The organism is Modestobacter sp. I12A-02662, assembly GCF_041028325.1.
GTDB lineage: Bacteria > Actinomycetota > Actinomycetes > Mycobacteriales > Geodermatophilaceae > Modestobacter.
Genome location: NZ_JABGDE010000009.1, coordinates 186,322 through 202,513, shown reverse-complemented (window position 1 = coordinate 202,513; position 16,192 = coordinate 186,322). Strand labels below are relative to the sequence as shown.

Annotated in this window: 19 protein-coding genes; 16 read left to right on the top strand and 3 right to left on the bottom strand. The window is 72.7% G+C overall.

Features of this window, described 5'->3' with window-relative positions; genetic code table 11:
• Positions 1-2 precede the first annotated feature (2 nt).
• From HL189_RS15195 to HL189_RS15125, 15 genes are all read left to right on the top strand, one after another.
• Complete coding sequence (locus HL189_RS15195) at positions 3-644, top strand: L-threonylcarbamoyladenylate synthase (protein WP_369134544.1); 642 nt, start codon at positions 3-5, stop codon at positions 642-644.
• Positions 645-755: 111 nt separating this feature from the next.
• Entirely contained in the window at positions 756-2,045 is a 1,290-nt protein-coding gene (gene glyA, locus HL189_RS15190; RefSeq protein ID WP_369134543.1) for a serine hydroxymethyltransferase, read from the top strand.
• A 3-nt stretch (positions 2,046-2,048) separates the two neighbouring features.
• A complete protein-coding gene (locus HL189_RS15185) occupies positions 2,049-3,371 on the top strand; it encodes a glycosyltransferase family 4 protein (protein ID WP_369134542.1) in 1,323 nt (440 codons plus the stop codon).
• Positions 3,368-3,922 carry a hypothetical protein gene (locus tag HL189_RS15180; RefSeq protein WP_369134541.1) on the top strand — a complete coding sequence of 185 codons (555 nt, stop codon included), beginning with the start codon at positions 3,368-3,370 and terminating at the stop codon, positions 3,920-3,922. The genes HL189_RS15185 and HL189_RS15180 overlap by 4 nt, the downstream gene beginning before the upstream one ends.
• A 134-nt stretch (positions 3,923-4,056) precedes the next feature.
• A complete protein-coding gene (locus HL189_RS15175; protein WP_369134540.1) occupies positions 4,057-4,266 on the top strand; it encodes a hypothetical protein in 210 nt (69 codons plus the stop codon).
• Positions 4,263-5,090, top strand: a complete 828-nt coding sequence (gene atpB, locus HL189_RS15170) for a F0F1 ATP synthase subunit A (protein ID WP_369134539.1) — start codon at positions 4,263-4,265, stop codon at positions 5,088-5,090. The genes HL189_RS15175 and atpB overlap by 4 nt, the downstream gene beginning before the upstream one ends.
• A gap of 91 nt (positions 5,091-5,181) precedes the next feature.
• Complete coding sequence (gene atpE / locus HL189_RS15165; RefSeq protein ID WP_014742489.1) at positions 5,182-5,409, top strand: ATP synthase F0 subunit C; 228 nt, start codon at positions 5,182-5,184, stop codon at positions 5,407-5,409.
• A gap of 43 nt (positions 5,410-5,452) precedes the next feature.
• Positions 5,453-6,049, top strand: a complete 597-nt coding sequence (locus HL189_RS15160; RefSeq protein ID WP_369134538.1) for a F0F1 ATP synthase subunit B — start codon at positions 5,453-5,455, stop codon at positions 6,047-6,049.
• On the top strand, positions 6,049-6,879 hold the full coding sequence (locus tag HL189_RS15155; protein ID WP_369134537.1) for a F0F1 ATP synthase subunit delta: 831 nt from the start codon (positions 6,049-6,051) through the stop codon (positions 6,877-6,879). The genes HL189_RS15160 and HL189_RS15155 overlap by 1 nt, the downstream gene beginning before the upstream one ends.
• A gap of 71 nt (positions 6,880-6,950) precedes the next feature.
• Positions 6,951-8,588: a F0F1 ATP synthase subunit alpha gene (atpA, locus tag HL189_RS15150; RefSeq protein WP_369134536.1), complete on the top strand. Its 1,638-nt coding sequence runs from the start codon at positions 6,951-6,953 to the stop codon at positions 8,586-8,588.
• 2 nt (positions 8,589-8,590) lie between these two features.
• Entirely contained in the window at positions 8,591-9,544 is a 954-nt protein-coding gene (locus HL189_RS15145) for a F0F1 ATP synthase subunit gamma (RefSeq protein ID WP_369134535.1), read from the top strand.
• A 92-nt stretch (positions 9,545-9,636) separates the two neighbouring features.
• Entirely contained in the window at positions 9,637-11,082 is a 1,446-nt protein-coding gene (gene atpD, locus HL189_RS15140; protein WP_369134534.1) for a F0F1 ATP synthase subunit beta, read from the top strand.
• 268 nt (positions 11,083-11,350) lie between these two features.
• Positions 11,351-11,587, top strand: a complete 237-nt coding sequence (locus HL189_RS15135) for a hypothetical protein (protein WP_369134533.1) — start codon at positions 11,351-11,353, stop codon at positions 11,585-11,587.
• Between the two features lie 209 nt (positions 11,588-11,796).
• A complete protein-coding gene (locus HL189_RS15130; protein WP_369134532.1) occupies positions 11,797-12,186 on the top strand; it encodes a F0F1 ATP synthase subunit epsilon in 390 nt (129 codons plus the stop codon).
• 65 nt (positions 12,187-12,251) lie between these two features.
• Positions 12,252-12,656 (top strand): DUF2550 domain-containing protein, encoded by a 405-nt coding sequence (locus HL189_RS15125; RefSeq protein ID WP_369134531.1) that lies wholly within the window; start codon positions 12,252-12,254, stop codon positions 12,654-12,656.
• 73 nt (positions 12,657-12,729) lie between these two features.
• On the opposite strand, the gene HL189_RS15120 is transcribed toward HL189_RS15125, so the two are convergent.
• A complete protein-coding gene (locus tag HL189_RS15120; RefSeq protein WP_369134530.1) occupies positions 12,730-13,338 on the bottom strand; it encodes a cob(I)yrinic acid a,c-diamide adenosyltransferase in 609 nt (202 codons plus the stop codon).
• A gap of 120 nt (positions 13,339-13,458) precedes the next feature.
• Between HL189_RS15120 and murA the strand changes: the two genes are divergently transcribed.
• Positions 13,459-14,757: a UDP-N-acetylglucosamine 1-carboxyvinyltransferase gene (gene murA, locus HL189_RS15115; RefSeq protein ID WP_369134529.1), complete on the top strand. Its 1,299-nt coding sequence runs from the start codon at positions 13,459-13,461 to the stop codon at positions 14,755-14,757.
• Between the two features lie 3 nt (positions 14,758-14,760).
• On the opposite strand, the gene HL189_RS15110 is transcribed toward murA, so the two are convergent.
• Together HL189_RS15110 and HL189_RS15105 are read right to left on the bottom strand one after the other, a co-directional pair.
• Positions 14,761-15,075: a hypothetical protein gene (locus tag HL189_RS15110; protein ID WP_369134528.1), complete on the bottom strand. Its 315-nt coding sequence runs from the start codon at positions 15,073-15,075 to the stop codon at positions 14,761-14,763.
• Positions 15,076-15,160: 85 nt separating this feature from the next.
• The gene (locus HL189_RS15105; protein WP_369134527.1) at positions 15,161-16,186 is read right to left on the bottom strand and encodes a Gfo/Idh/MocA family oxidoreductase; all 1,026 of its coding nucleotides are present in this window, start codon (positions 16,184-16,186) and stop codon (positions 15,161-15,163) included.
• Positions 16,187-16,192 lie beyond the last annotated feature (6 nt).

Below are 16,192 nucleotides of genomic sequence, written 5' to 3'. Positions count from 1 at the left end.
CCGTGGCCGACGTCTTCGACTGCAGTGAACCCGCCCGGCGCGAGGAGGGGCTCGCCGCCGCCGCCGCGGCGCTGTCCCGCGGCGAGCTCGCGCTGATCCCCACGGACACCGTCTACGGGGTCGCCGCCGACGCGTTCACCCCCGCGGCGGTGACCCGGCTGCTCGCGGCGAAGAACCGCGGGCGCAGCATGCCCGTCCCCGTGCTGATCGGGGAGGCGTCGACGCTGGCCGGGCTGACGGCGTCGGTACCGCCGGTGGCGAACCGGCTCGCCGAGGCGTTCTGGCCCGGCGGCCTCACCCTGGTCGTCGAGCACGCGCGCACGTTGGCCTGGGACCTCGGTGACGCGGAGGGCACCGTGGCCGTCCGGCTGCCCGACGACGACGTCGCCCGCGACCTGCTGCGCCGCACCGGCCCGCTGGCCGTCTCCAGCGCCAACCGGTCCGGCCGCCCGGCGGCCACCACGGCCGCCGAGGCGCAGTACCAGCTGGGGGAGCACGCGGCGGTGGTGCTCGACGGCGGCCCGCGGGTCGACAGCCGGCCGAGCACGATCGTCGACTGCACCGCGCCGACCCCGCGGGTGCTGCGGATCGGCGCGATCGACGTCGACCGGCTGCGCGAGGTCGTGCCCGAGCTCACCGACTGAGGCACAGCCTGTTCGGATCGGCGGCACCGGCTGCAGGCGATACCGTGGACAGACCGCCCGCGCCCGTCCGCGCGCGCCGACGCCCTCGCCGACCTCTGGAGTGCAGCCTCGATGAGCACCCCCTACTGGGGCCCGGACTTCGATGCCCTGGCCGCCTTCGACCCCGAGATCTCCGGCGTGGTCCTCGACGAGCTGGACCGGCTGCGCGGCGGTCTCCAGCTGATCGCCAGCGAGAACTTCACCAGCCCCGCCGTCCTGGCCGCGCTGGGCAGCACGCTGTCGAACAAGTACGCCGAGGGCTATCCCGGACGGCGGTACTACGGCGGCTGCGAGGTCGTGGACCGGGCCGAGGAGATCGGCATCGCCCGGGCGAAGGAGCTCTTCGGCGCCGAGCACGCCAACCTCCAGCCGCACTCGGGCGCCAGCGCGAACCTGGCCGCCTACGGCGCCTTCCTGCAGCCGGGCGACACCCTGCTGGGCATGGCCCTGCCGCACGGCGGTCACCTCACCCACGGCACCAAGGTCAGCTTCTCCGGGAAGTGGTTCAACGCCGTCCAGTACGGCGTCGACGAGCGGACCGAGCACATCGACTACGACCAGGTGCGCGCCCTCGCCCGCGAGCACCGCCCGAAGCTCATCGTCGCCGGCGGCTCGGCCATCCCGCGGCTGATCGACTTCGCCGCCTTCCGGGAGATCGCCGACGAGGTCGGCGCGATCTTCATGGTGGACGCGGCGCACTTCATCGGGCTGGTCGCCGGCCAGGCGATCCCCTCGCCGGTGCCCCACGCCGACGTGGTCACCTTCACCACCCACAAGGTGCTGCGCGGCCCCCGCGGCGGCGCCATCGTCTGCAAGGCCGAGCACGCCAAGGCGATCGACAAGTCGGCCTTCCCGATGATGCAGGGCGGGCCGCTCATGCACGCCATCGCCGCCAAGGCGGTGAACCTCAAGGAGTGCCTGCAGCCCGGGTACCAGGCCTACGCCCGGCAGGTGATCAGCAACGCCCAGGCGCTCACCGAGGGCCTGGCCGCCGAGGGGCTGCGCCCGGTCGCCGGCGGCACGGACACCCACCTGGCGCTGCTGGACCTGCGCGAGGTCACCGACACCGCCGGGACGCCGGTCACCGGCAAGATCGCGGAGGCGCGCTGCGACGCCGCCGGGATCGTGCTGAACAAGAACGCCATCCCGTTCGACCCGCAGCCGGCCTCGGTGGCCTCCGGCATCCGGGTGGGCAGCCCGTCGGTCACCACCCAGGGCATGGTCGAGGCCGACATGAAGACGATCGCGTCGCTGATCGGGACGGCGATCCGGGACCCCGACGGCTCGCGCACCGCCGAGGTGGCCGCCGGCGTCCGCGACCTGGTCGCCGCGCACCCCGCCTACCCGGCGCCCACCCGCTGAGCCATGCGCGAGTACGCGGTCGTCCTCCTCGCCGCGGCGCTGGTCACCTTCCTGGCCACGCCGGTCGTGCGGGTGGCGGCGGTCCGCTTCCGGGTGATGGCCGCCGTCCGCGACCGTGACGTGCACGTCATCCCCACCCCGCGGGGCGGGGGAGTGGCGATGTACCTCGGGGTCGCGGCCGGGGTGCTGGTCGCCTCGCAGCTGCCCTCGCTGCAGCGCAGCTTCGAGTTCAACACCCAGACCGTCGGCGTCCTGGTCGCCGGCGGCCTGATCTGCCTGCTCGGCGTCCTCGACGACCGGTTCGGCCTGGACGCGCTGACCAAGCTCACCGGGCAGATCGCCGCGGCCGGCGTGATGGTGCTCTTCGGCGTGCAGCTGTCGTTCCTCTTCCTGCCCTTCGCCGACATCGGCACGCTGTCGCTGGGGCCGGACGTCGGGGTGCCGGCGACGGTGCTGCTGACCGTGCTCACGGTGAACGCGCTGAACTTCATCGACGGCCTCGACGGGCTGGCCGCAGGCGTCTCCGCGATCGCCGCGGTCGCCTTCTTCGCCTACAGCTACCACCTCGGCCTGGTGGGCTACGACGACGTGGCCAGCGCTCCGGCGCTGATCACCGCCGTGCTCGCCGGCGCCTGCCTGGGGTTCCTGCCGCACAACTTCAGCCCGGCCCGGATCTTCATGGGCGACTCGGGGTCAATGCTGGTGGGCCTCATGCTGTCCGCGGCCGCGGTGTCGGCGACCGGGCAGACCGACTCGCAGACGCTCGGCTCGGCGGCCAACCTGCTGCCGCTCACGCTGCCCCTGCTGGTCCCGGTCGCGGTGCTCTTCATCCCGTTCGTCGACCTGCTGCTGGCCGTGGTCCGCCGCAGCCTGCGCGGGCAGTCGCCGTTCGCGCCGGACAAGATGCACCTGCACCACCGGTTGCTGTCCATCGGCCACTCGCACCGCCGCGCCGTGCTGATCATGTACTTCTGGGCCGCGCTGCTCAGCTTCGGCGCGGTCGCGCTGTCGATCACCGGCGGGACCGTGGAGGTCCTCGTCGTCATCGGGGCGCTGCTGGTGGTGGGCGTCATGGTCGTGCTCAGCCCGCGGGCCCGCCGCGAGGCGATCGCCGCCCGTCAGTCAGAGTTGGCGGCCATGAAGCAGCGCAGCAGGGCCGCGCACCCGGCCAACGGGAACACCCGCCCGCGGGAGGCGCCCCCGGCCGCCAGTGGTGACGCGCCGGCCCGGCCGACGGCGGCCTCCCCGACGGCGGCCTCCCCGACGGCGACCTCCCCGACGGCGACCCCACCGACGCCGGCCCCGACTGCGGGGGTGCGCCGGTGAGCGGCCTGTTCCCCGAGCGCACCGGCGCCCGCAGTGACGCACCCTGGGACCTGTCCTTCCTCCGGGTGGGTGCACTGGCGGCGCTGGCGGTCACCGCGGTCGCCGTCCCGGTGACCGGTCTGCTCACCGGCTGGGCCGACGCCCTGGCGGTACTCGTCGGCGCGGTGATCGTGACCGCCTTCTTCACGGTCTCCGGCCTGGTGGTCGCCTGGGCCGGCAAGATCGACGATGCGTACACGCTGCCGGCCGCGTTGGGCACCTTCTTCGTCAAGGCCGTGGTCCTGTTCGCGGTGCTCGATGCGCTCCCCGCGGACGGGTGGCTCGACCGCCGGTCCCTGGCGTTCGCGGTCGTCGCCGGAGCGCTGCTGTGGAGTGGTGTGCAGCTGCGCTGGGTGTGGACGCGGCAGATCTACTACGTGCCTCCGCCGAAGCCGCCCAGCACGACGCCGGCGGCACCGGCCGCCGTCCACCCGCGCGGGCCGGGACGACGCGCACCGGGACCACCGGCAGCTCCGTCGGACGACCCGGAAACCCGCCCGACACGCGGCTGATAGGGTCCGACCCGATGGCCGAGGACACTCCCGCACCTGGGGGCTCCCAGCCGCGACCTGCACGTCCAGCAGGTCCGCCCCGCGGGAACGGGGCGGACACCGGCTGGGCTGTCACCGGGACGATGATCTCGGGGATGGCTGTGTGGGGCGGGGCGGGGTGGCTCCTCGACCGGTGGTTGGACATCGTGGTGTTCTTCCCGGTCGGGATCATCCTCGGCATGGCAGTGGCCATCTACCTGGTGGTCAAGAGGTTCGGCGCGCTCGACCCGGTCCCCGGGAAGGGTGCCGGTACGAGCCCGGGCGGACGACGGAGCCGGCCCCGGACGCAGAAGGGACAACGGTGACCTCCAGCGCCCCCGCGCTCGGGAACGTGCTCGCGGTTGAGAGTGGCGGTGACTCGGGCTTCCAGGCCCCCGGGCTCGGGGAGTTCTACCCGGAGCCCATCGCCAACTTCTCGCTGCTCGGCGTGGACTTCGAGATCACCCGCATCACGCTGATCCTCTGGATCGCGACGCTGGCGATCGCCACGTTCCTCTACCTCGCGTCGCGCAATGCCAAGATCGTCCCCAGCAAGCTGCAGTTCTTCGGCGAGAGCGGTTACTCGCTGATCCGCGACGGGGTCGCCCGTGACGTGGTGGGTCCGCGGGGGCTGCCGTTCGCCCCGTTCCTCGCTGCGCTGTTCTTCTTCATCCTGGCGAACAACCTGATGGCGATCATCCCGTTCGCGCAGATCTCGCCGATGAGCAAGTTCGCCTTCCCGCTCGTGCTCGCCGCGATCTGCTGGGTGCTCTACATCTACATCGGGATCCGGGAACAGGGTGCCGCCAAGTACTTCAAGGACATCCTGTTCCTGCCGGGCGTCCCCAAGCCCATGTACATCCTGGTGACGCCGATCGAGATCCTGCAGAACTTCGTCGTCCGCCCCTTCACCCTGGCGGTCCGGCTCTTCGCCAACATGTTCGCCGGTCACATGCTGCTGGTCGTGTTCTCCCTCGGCGCCGTCTACCTGCTGCAGACCGGCAACTACTCGGTGGTCTTCGGGCCGATCTCAGCGCTGATGGCCATCGTGATGACGTTCTTCGAGCTGCTGGTCATCTTCCTGCAGGCCTACGTCTTCACCGTGCTGATGGGCACCTACCTCAACGGCTCCATCGAGGCCGAGCACTGAGTTCCTGCTCCACCCTGAACCGCACCACCGCACGACCCCCGCCAGCCGCCCGGACCTCCCCGGGCGACCGACACAGGAGGAACACCTCGCAATGGACGTTCTCGCAGAGCTGACCGGCAGCATCGGCTCGGTCGGCTACGGCCTCGCCGCCATCGGCCCCGGCATCGGTGTGGGCATCGTCTGGGCGGCCTACATCCAGGCCACCGCCCGGCAGCCCGAGTCGGCCGGGCTCACCCGGACGTACGCCTTCCTGGGCTTCGCCCTCTCCGAGGCGCTCGCGCTGATCGGCTTCGTCGTCCCCTTCGTCTTCGGCACCTGATCCGCCATTTCGAGTACGGACTCCGACACAGGATGTGGACACCATGCTGATCTGGGCGGCTGAGGAACAGCACAACCCGCTCATCCCACCCCTGGGCGAGATCATCATCGGGCTGATCGCCTTCGCGATCGTGCTGTTCGTGATGTTCCGGTTCGTCGCGCCGCAGTTCGAGCGGGCCTTCGTGGCCCGGCGGGACGCGATCGAGGGCGGCATCGAGCGGGCCGAGGCCATGCAGGCCGAGGCCAAGGCGGCGCTGGAGCAGTACCGTGCCCAGCTCGCCGAGGCGCGGACCGAGGCAGCCCAGATCCGCGACGCGGCCCGGGCCGAGGGGCAGCAGATCATCGAGCAGCTCCGCGCCCAGGCGCAGGAGGAGTCGGCCCGCATCGTCGCCCGCGGCGAGGAGCAGCTGACCGCCTCCCGGCAGCAGGTCATCAACGAGCTGCGTGGCCAGATCGGCGCGCTCGCGGTCGACCTGGCCGGCCGGGTCGTCGGTGAGTCGCTCGCCGACGACGCGCGTCGCAGCGGCACCGTGGACCGGTTCCTGGACCAGCTCGACGGCATGAGCGCCACCACCCCCGACGGCCAGGCCGGCCGGGGCCAGGGTGGCGCGAGCGTCTACGTCCCGCAGGACGCGCGCTGATGGACGCTGCCAGCCGTGCGGCCATGGAGGCCGCCCGAGCCAGCCTCCAGGAGCAGACGGGGGGTGCCCGCAGCCGCAACCGCGGCGAGGCACTGCTGGCGCTGGCCGACGAGCTGTTCGCCGTCGCGCACCTGCTCGACGGGCAGCCGACCCTGCGCCGCGCGCTGTCCGATGCCTCGGTCCGACCCGAGGACCGGGCCGGGCTGGCCCGCCGGCTGCTCGGCGCCCAGGTGCAGCCGAGCACGCTCGAGCTCGTCGAGACCATCGCCCGGCAGCGCTGGTCGCGGCCGCTGGACCTCGTCGAGGCCACCGAGACCCTCGCCACGGAGGCGGCCCTCGACGCCGCCGACGCCCGCGGGGAGCTCGACGGCGTCGAGGACGAGCTGTTCCGGTTCGGCCGGATCATCGCCGGGGACGCCGACCTGCTCCGGATCCTCGGGAACCGGGCGGCGCCCCGCGAGGGCAAGGCCGCGCTGCTGGACCGGCTGCTGGCCGGGAAGGTCAGCCCGGTCACCGAGCGGCTGGTGCGCAACCACCTGACCAGCTCGCACGTGCACAACCCGGAGAACGGGATGGAGCGGCTCTCCGTCGCTGCGGCCCGCCGCCGCGGCCGGTCGGTGGCGCACGTGACCAGCGCCGTTCCGCTCACCGCGGTCCAGGAGCAGCGGCTGGCCGCTTCCCTGGAGCGGATGTACGGACGCACCATGGGCCTCCAGGTGCAGGTCGACCCGGACCTGCTCGGCGGTCTGGTCATCCGCGTCGACGACGAGGTCATCGACGGCAGCGTCGCCAACCGACTCGAGGCCGCCGGCCGGCGGCTGGCCGGCTGAACCCGCCGGCCCTCCACCCCGCCGCCCGACCAGCACCACCCCAGACCCCAGCAGAAGAGGACGCGAGAGCCATGGCCGAGCTGACGATCTCCGCGGACGAGATCCGCAGTGCCATCCAGAACTACGTCTCCGACTACAGCCCGGACGTCTCCCGCGAGGAGGTCGGGGTCGTCACCGAGGCCGGCGACGGCATCGCCCGGGTCGAGGGGCTGCCCTCGGTCATGACCAACGAGCTCCTGGAGTTCGAGGGCGGGGTGCGCGGCCTCGCGCTGAACCTCGACGTCCGCGAGGTCGGCGTGGTCATCCTCGGCGACTTCGCCGGCATCGAGGAGGGCCAGACGGTGCGGCGCACCGGCGAGGTCCTCTCGGTGCCGATCGGCGACGGCTACCTGGGCCGGGTCGTCGACCCGCTGGGCAACCCCATCGACGGCGGCGGGCCGATCGAGACCACCGGCCGCCGCGCGCTGGAGCTGCAGGCGCCGACCGTGGTGCAGCGGCAGTCGGTGCACGAGCCGCTGCAGACCGGCATCAAGGCGATCGACGCCATGACCCCGATCGGCCGCGGCCAGCGGCAGCTCGTGATCGGTGACCGGCAGACCGGCAAGTCGGCCATCGTGCTCGACACGATCATCAACCAGAAGCAGGCCTGGGCCACCGGCGACCCGCAGCAGCAGGTGCGCTGCATCTACGTCGCCGTCGGTCAGAAGGGCTCGACGATCGCCGCCACCCGCACCGCCCTCGAGGAGGCGGGCGCGATGGAGTACACGACGATCGTCGCCGCACCGGCGTCGGAACCCGCCGGCTTCAAGTACATCGCCCCCTACACCGGCTCGGCCATCGGCCAGCACTGGATGTACGAGGGCAAGCACGTCCTGATCGTCTTCGACGACCTGTCCAAGCAGGCCGAGGCCTACCGTGCGGTGTCCCTGCTGCTGCGCCGCCCGCCGGGCCGCGAGGCCTACCCCGGCGACGTCTTCTACTTGCACTCCCGCCTGCTGGAGCGCTGCGCCAAGCTCTCCGACGAGCTGGGCGCCGGCTCGATGACCGGCCTGCCGCTCATCGAGACCAAGGGCAACGACGTCTCGGCGTACATCCCGACCAACGTCATCTCGATCACCGACGGGCAGATCTTCCTGGAGACCGGTCTGTTCAACTCCGGTGTCCGCCCGGCGATCAACGTCGGCATCTCGGTGTCCCGGGTCGGCGGCTCGGCGCAGATCAAGGCGATGAAGTCCGTCGCCGGCCGGCTGCGCCTGGACCTCGCCCAGTTCCGCGAGCTGGAGGCCTTCGCCTCCTTCTCCTCGGACCTGGACGCCTCCAGCCGGGCCACCCTGGACCGCGGTCAGCGCCTGGTCGAGCTGCTCAAGCAGGGCCAGTACTCGCCGTACCCGGTCGAGCGCGAGGTCGTGTCGCTGTGGCTGGGCACGACCGGCAAGCTCGACCGTGTCCCGGTCAGCGACGTGCGCCGGTTCGAGACCGAGTTCCTCGACTTCATCAGCCGTGGCGACAACACGATCTACGACGACATCCGCAACTCCCGGACGCTGTCCGAGGACAGCGTCGGCAGTCTCGAGCGGGCGGTGGAGACCTTCTACGGGCAGTTCACCACCTCGACCGGTGAGTCGCTGCAGATCAACGAGCCCGAGGTCGAGGCCATGGACGCCAGCCAGCGCGGCCAGGAGACCGTCCAGGTCAAGCGGGGTCGCTGACCATGGCCGGCTCCCTCCGCGCGCTGCGGCGCCGGATCCGCTCCACCCAGTCGACGAAGAAGATCTTCTCGGCCCAGGAGCTGATCGCCGGTGCCCGCATCGTGCGCGCCCAGAACCGGGTGGAGGCGTCCAAGCCCTACGCCCGGGAGATCACCCGGGTGCTCTCCGCGCTGGCCGGCTCGGCGAGCCTGGACCACCCGCTGCTCACCGAGCGGGCCGAGGCGCGGCGGGCCGCGGTCCTGGTCATCACCTCCGACCGCGGGTTCGCCGGCTCCTACAACGTCAACGTGCTGCGCCGCACCGAGGAGCTGCTCGGGCTGCTGCGCAACGAGGGCAAGGAGCCGGTGCTGTACGTCGTCGGCCGCAAGGGCGAGACGTACTACCGTTTCCGGGACCGGGACTTCGTGGACTCGTGGACCGGCTTCTCCGAGCAGCCGGGCTACGTGGACGCGCAGGAGGTCGGCCACACCCTGATCGACGCCTTCACCGCCGGTGAGGACGACGAGGAGGGCGGCGCGGGCGCGGACGGCATCCTCGGCGTGGACGAGCTGCACATCGTCTACACCGAGTTCCGGTCGCTGCTCTCGCAGGTCCCGGTCGCCAAGCGGATGGCCCCGCTGGTGATCGAGGAGGTCGACGAGTTCAGCGACGAGGAGCCCGAGCGGAGCACCGAGGTCCCGACCTCCTACGAGTTCGAGCCCTCGGCCGAGGCGCTGCTGGACGCGCTGCTGCCGAAGTACGTCACCACCCGCATCTACGCGGCGATGCTCGAGGCGGCCGCCTCCGAGTCCGCGTCCCGGCGGCGGGCGATGAAGTCGGCCTCGGACAACGCCGAGGAGCTGGCCAAGAACCTGTCCCGGCAGGCCAACCAGGCCCGCCAGGCGGAGATCACCCAGGAGATCAGCGAGATCGTCGGCGGCGCCGACGCGCTCGTCTCGGCCGGCGCCGACGACTGACCCAACCCACGGCGGTGGCGGCGCGAGCCGCCGCCGCCGTGGACACCGAGAACGTGAGAACCACCGAGCCCGAGGGCAGGAGAGCAGCACAGATGACCGTCACCGAGGACCGTCCGAGCACTCAGGAGACGACCGGCACCGGTCGCGTCGTCCGGGTCACCGGGCCGGTCGTCGACGTCGAGTTCCCCCGCGACGCGATGCCCGACCTGTTCAACGCCCTCAAGGTCGAGGTCACCCTGGCCGACCTGGGCAAGACGCTGACGCTGGAGGTCGCCCAGCACCTCGGCGACAACGTCGTCCGCACCATCTCGATGGCTCCCACCGACGGCCTCGTCCGCGGTGCCCCGGTCCGTGACACCGGCTCGGCCATCTCCGTGCCGGTCGGCGACGTCGTGACCGGGCACGTGTTCAACGCCCTCGGCGAGTGCCTGGACACCCCCGGCTACGGCGACGACGCCAAGCGCTGGACGATCCACCGGCACGCACCGAAGTTCGACCAGCTCGAGGGCCGCACCGAGCTCCTCGAGACCGGCATCAAGGTCATCGACCTGCTCACCCCGTACGTGCGTGGCGGGAAGATCGGCCTGTTCGGCGGTGCCGGCGTGGGCAAGACCGTGCTGATCCAGGAGATGATCCGCCGCGTCGCCCAGGAGTTCGGCGGCGTGTCGGTGTTCGCCGGCGTCGGCGAGCGCACCCGTGAGGGCAACGACCTCATCACCGAGATGACCGAGTCCGGCGTCATCAACTCGACCGCGCTGGTCTTCGGCCAGATGGACGAGCCGCCGGGCACCCGGCTGCGGGTGGCGCTGTCGGCCCTGACGATGGCGGAGTACTTCCGCGACGAGCAGGACCAGGACGTGCTGCTCTTCATCGACAACATCTTCCGGTTCACCCAGGCCGGCTCCGAGGTCTCCACCCTGCTCGGCCGCATGCCCTCCGCCGTGGGCTACCAGCCGACCCTGGCCGACGAGATGGGCGAGCTGCAGGAGCGGATCACCTCGACCCGCGGCCGCTCGATCACCTCGCTTCAGGCGATCTACGTGCCCGCCGACGACATCACCGACCCGGCGCCGCACACCACGTTCGCCCACCTCGACGCCACCACGGTGCTCAGCCGGCCGATCTCCGAGAAGGGGATCTACCCGGCCGTCGACCCGCTGGACTCCACCAGCCGCATCCTGGACGCCCAGTACATCGGGCAGGAGCACTACGACACCGCGCAGACGGTGAAGCGGATCCTCCAGCGCTACCAGGAGCTGCAGGACATCATCGCCATCCTCGGCATCGACGAGCTCGGCGAGGAGGACAAGGTCACCGTCAACCGGGCGCGGCGGATCGAGCGGTTCCTCTCGCAGAACATGTTCGTGGCCGAGGCCTTCACCGGTCAGCCGGGCTCCTACGTCCCGCTGTCGGAGACCCTGCAGGCCTTCAAGGCGCTCGCCAGCGGCGAGTACGACCACGTGCCGGAGCAGGCGTTCTTCATGTGCGGTGGCCTCGAGGACCTCGAGCGGAACTACGACAAGCTCAAGAAGAGCTGAGGAGGGGCCATCCTTCCCCCCACGCCTCGCACGCTCGGCGCGGGCCCCTGAAGGGTGGCCGTTCCAGCACGTCGCCGCGGCCGGGTCGCCCTTGTGGGGTGACCCGGCCGTTGCCGTTCGCAAGGACTTCGGGACGCGGGGTGACGCCGCGAGGCGTGGCGGGCCACGATCGGATGAAATCGTGACATCGCCGCTCAAGGAACCTGTGCCACCTGACGACCATGTGCTGCAGCGCGTCCGAGAGGCGGACGTCGGCACAGGAGCAGACGTGCACAGGTGGGACCTCGCAGGGGTGCTGCGGAGGACGGACACGGACGAGCCGGACGGCGCGGTGCTGCCGCAGCCGCTGCCGACGGACGCTCTCGAGTGGAGCTGGCCGCCCTACGCCCCCGTGGAGGGGGAGCCGTTCCCCGAGGACGACGAATGGGCTCCCGCGTCGGTCGTCTGGCACCCCGCGGTGCGCCTCGGCCGGTGGACCGTGGTCTACCGGCGCAGCGCCTGTTGAAGGCCCACCCTCCCCCCGACGCTCGCAAACTCGCGCCGGGACCCTGAAGGGTGGCCGTTCCAGCACGTCACCTCGCCCGCGACCGGCCGGTGGGCGGTCGGCCGGACACACCCCGCTAGAGTGGTCATCGACCCGTCGCCGTGTCCGTCCGGACCGGCGGCTCCGCACCGTCGGCCGCGTGCCGGCCCGGTGGAACCCCGAGGAGTGTCGTGGCGACTCTGCAGGTCGAGCTGGTGGCCGTGGAGCGGATGATCTGGTCCGGCGAGGCCCGCTCCGTCATCGCCCGCACGACCGAGGGTGAGCTCGGTGTGCTGCCCGGGCACGCCCCGCTGCTCGGGGAGCTCGCCCCCGGCGGCATCGTCGTGATCCGCACCGAGTCCGGTGACGACCTCACCGTGGCCGCCCACGGCGGTTTCCTCTCGGTCACCGGCAAGGGCGTCTCGATCCTCGCCGAGACCGCGGAGATCTCCACCGAGATCGACGTCGAGCGGGCGCGCGAGGCGCTCCGCCGGGCGGACGGGGCCGGCGACGACCCCGAGGCCGTCGCCGCGGCGCGCCGCGCCCAGTCCCGCCTCCGGGCCGCCGGCCAGGACGCCTGACCAGCTCCCGGACCCCCGCTCGCTCCGGCACCGACCCCGCCCGCACCCCCCCCGGACCCGCAGCGATGACCACGGCCGTGCTCATCGTCGTGGGGCTGCTGCTGGTCGCGTTCGTCGCTGCCTTCCTGCTCCGCCGCCGCTTCCTGCTCTCCGGCCTCGGCGCGGTCACCATGTACCTGCGGCCGCCGGGTGCCGCGCGCTGGTCGGTCGGCGTCGCCTGGTACTCCGGCGAGACGCTGCTCTGGTACCGGGCGCTGTCGCTGTCGGTGCGCCCCAACCGGCGGATGTGCCGCACCCAGTTCCAGGTCGACGCACGTCGCCGGCCCACCGGCGCGGACCTGTCGCTGCCGCCGGACAGCGTCGTCCTCACCTGCCGTACCGGTGCCGGCCCCCACGAGCTGGCGATGGACCCCTCCACGGTGACCGGTTTCCTGTCCTGGATCGAGTCGGCCCCGCCCGTCGACCGTTGAAGTCGAAGGACCCCCTTGCCCCCGACGCTCGCGAGCTCGCGTCGGGGCCCTGCAAGGGGCCGTTCCAGCCGGACTAGTGCTGTGCTCCCGCCTGTCGCTGGGCGTGGACCCCGCTGTGGGCGCCGGGCTCCCAGAGCACGTCGCCGTCGGGGTTCGCCGCCCGGGCGAGGATGAACAGCAGGTCCGAGAGCCGGTTGAGGTAGCGCGCGGTCTCCGGGTTGGTCCGCTCGCCGTCGGACGCCAGCAGCGCCCAGACACTGCGCTCGGCCCGGCGGGCCACGGTGCGCGCCTGGTGCAGCAGCGCGGCCAGTGCGGTGCCCCCGGGCAGCACGAAGGACGTCAGCGCCGGCAGCGCCGCGTTGTGGGCGTCGCAGGCGGCCTCCAGCCGCTCGGTGTAGGCCGCCGTGACGCGCAGGGGCGGGTGCTCCGGCGCGGCCGTCACCGGCGTCGACAGGTCGGCGCCGACGTCGAACAGGTCGTTCTGCAGGCTGCTGAGCAGCTCGGCGACCTCGGCCGGCGGGCCGCCGAGGGCGAGCGCGACCCCGAGCACGCTGTTGGTCTCGTCGACGTCGGCGTACGCGACCAGTCGCGGGTCGGTCTTCGTCACCCGGGACATGTCGCCCAGGTGCGTCTGGCCGGCGTCGCCGGTACGGGTGTAGATGCGGGTCAGCCGGACGGTCATGGGCCGAGCCTAGAGAAAGACCCCGTCCCCCTCACCCCTCGCACGCTCGGGGCGAGCCTCCGGACGGGGCCATCCGAGCGCGCGGTGGGACCCCGCAGCGCGCCCCCGTAGGGTGACCCGGTGGAGTGCTTCGAGGTGACCGGCGGGGCTGCCCTGCGCGGTCGCGTCCGCGTCACCGGCGCCAAGAACAGCGCCCTCAAGCTGATGGCCGCCGCGCTGCTGGCCACCGGGCGGACGACGCTCGAGGAGGTGCCCGACATCCTCGACGTCCACATCATGAGCGAGGTGCTGCGCCGGCTCGGCTGCGGCGTCACCTTCGAGCGCTACCCGGTCGAACCCGGCGACGGCAGCCCGAGCGGTGGCGGCCGGGTGCTCATCGACGTCCCCGAGGAGCCCTCCAGCGAGACCGACTACGACCTGGTCCGCCGGATGCGCGCCTCGATCAGCGTGCTCGGCCCGCTGGTCGCCCGGCTCGGCACGGCCAAGGTCGCGCTGCCCGGTGGTGACGCGATCGGCTCGCGCGGGCTGGACATGCACGTGGCCGGGCTGGAGCGGCTCGGCGCAACCGTGGTCAACGAGCACGGCTTCCTCATCGCCACCGCGCCCAAGCTCGTCGGCACCGCGATCTGGCTGGACTTCCCCTCGGTCGGCGCGACCGAGAACCTGGTGATGGCCGCCGTCCTCGCCGAGGGCACGACGATCGTCGACAACGCCGCCCGCGAGCCGGAGATCGTCGACCTGTGCCGGATGCTCACCGCGATGGGCGCCCGGATCCAGGGCGCCGGCACGTCCACGATCACCGTGGAGGGGGTCGAGGGGCTGGAGCCGGTCGCGTACACGACCGTCCCCGACCGGATCGTGGCCGGGACCTGGGCCATCGGCGCGGTCATGACCCGCGGTGACCTGGTCGTCGAGGGCGCGGTCGCCGAGCACCTGACCGTGCCGCTGGAGAAGCTGGTGAACGCCGGCGCCACGGTGGAGCCGCGGGCCGACGGCGTGCGGGTCGCGATGGACGAGCGGCCCCGGGGCGTCGACGTCGTGACCCTGCCCTTCCCGGGCTTCCCGACCGACCTGCAGCCGATGGCGGTGGCGCTGGCCGCCGTGTCCAGCGGCACCGCGCTGATCACCGAGAACGTCTTCGAGGGCCGCTTCATGTTCGTCAACGAGCTGGTCCGGCTGGGTGCGGACGTCCGGATCGACGGGCACCACGCGGTGGTCCGCGGCCGCGAGCGGCTCTCCAGCGCCCCGGTGCTGGCCACCGACATCCGGGCCGGCGCGGGGCTGGTCCTCGCCGGCCTGCTCACCGATGGGGTCACCGAGGTGCAGGACGTCCGGCACGTCGACCGCGGCTACCCGGCCTTCCTGGAGCAGCTGCGCGGCGTGGGCGTGCAGATCGAGCGGACCGAGCGCCCGGACTGACCGTCACTCGCCGAAGGAGAGCGCGAGCACCCGGGCCCGTTCGAGGTCCTCGGGGAAGACCAGCACGTCGGTGCGGTGCGCGGCGGGCTCGCGGATCGTGGAGCGGATCCCCGCGTCGGACAGCACCGCCCGCAGCGCGAGCGCCGACTCCCGACGGCTGAGGGTGGCCACCGGGGTGAGCAGCTCCTCGCCGGGCCCGCGGGACGGCGGTGTCCCCGAGGAGAAGGCCCAGCGCAGGAAGAGCGAGCACAGGCCGATCATCACCAGCGCGATGGCCGGCCCCACGAGGAAGTGCAGGCTCCCGGCGTTGATCGGCACGGTGACCTCCTCGAGTGGCCGGGTGCGCAGTCCCGTGCCACGAGTGTGCCACCGCCCACCGGACCCGACCGCGCGGTGCTCGCGCTCAGAGCCGGACGACGACGCCCTCGGTCGCGCTGCGGCGGGCGGCGTCCAGCACCGTGGCGGTGACGACGGCGTCCCGGGCGGTGACCGGCAGCGGTCCCTCGCCGCGGACGGCCCGGGCGAACGCCGGGTAGAAGGTGTCCCACCGGCCGCGCAGCGTGGGCACGACCTCGCCGTCGTCCCCGCGCCGCAGCCGGCCCCAGCGCTCCTCGGGCTCGGCCCCCCAGGCCTCGCCCAGCGTCGCCGGGGTCCCGCCGGCCAGCAGCATCGACTCCTGGACGTCCATCGGGCCGTCGACCACGTAGCTGCCCGCGGTCCCGGTGACCCGGAAGCGCAGCCCCGGCGCGCCCTCGCTCCAGCTGCCGGCCAGGTGCGAGCGGGCGCCGCTCGCGTGGGTCAGCGCCACGAACACGTCGTCGTCCAGCCCGCTCTCGCGCACCCGCCACTCGGCGTAGACCGAGGTGACCGGGCCGAGCAGCACCAGCGCCTGGTCGACCAGGTGGCTGCCGAAGTCCAGCAGGGTGCCGCCGCCGGCGGGCACCGGGCCCGGATCGGGGGTGAACCGCTCGAACCGGGACTCGAAGCGGGTCACCGTGCCCAGCCGCCCCTCCTCGACCAGTGCCCGGACGGTGCGGAAGTCCGAGTCCACCCGCCGGTTCTGGTACGGCGCGAGCAGCAGGCCCAGCCGCTCGGCGCGTTCGACGCTGGCCCGGGCGGCGGCCGCGTCGAGGGCGAAGGGCTTGTCGCACACGACCGCGAGCCCCAGGTCCAGCGCCCGGTCGGTGAGCTCCGTGTGCGTTCCCGCCGGCGTGGAGATCGACACGGCCTCCGCGCCGGCCGCGGCGAGGGCCTCCAGCGAGTCGAAGGTCGCCGCACCGGGGTGCTCCCGGCCGATGAGCTCACGGCGCTCCGGGGACGTCGTCACGACGCCCAGCAGCGCGCACTCGGGCGCGGCGGCCAGCAGGGGTGCGTGGAAGTACCGGCCGCCGAAGCCGTACCCCACCAGTCCGAACCGGACGGGCTCCATCGATGC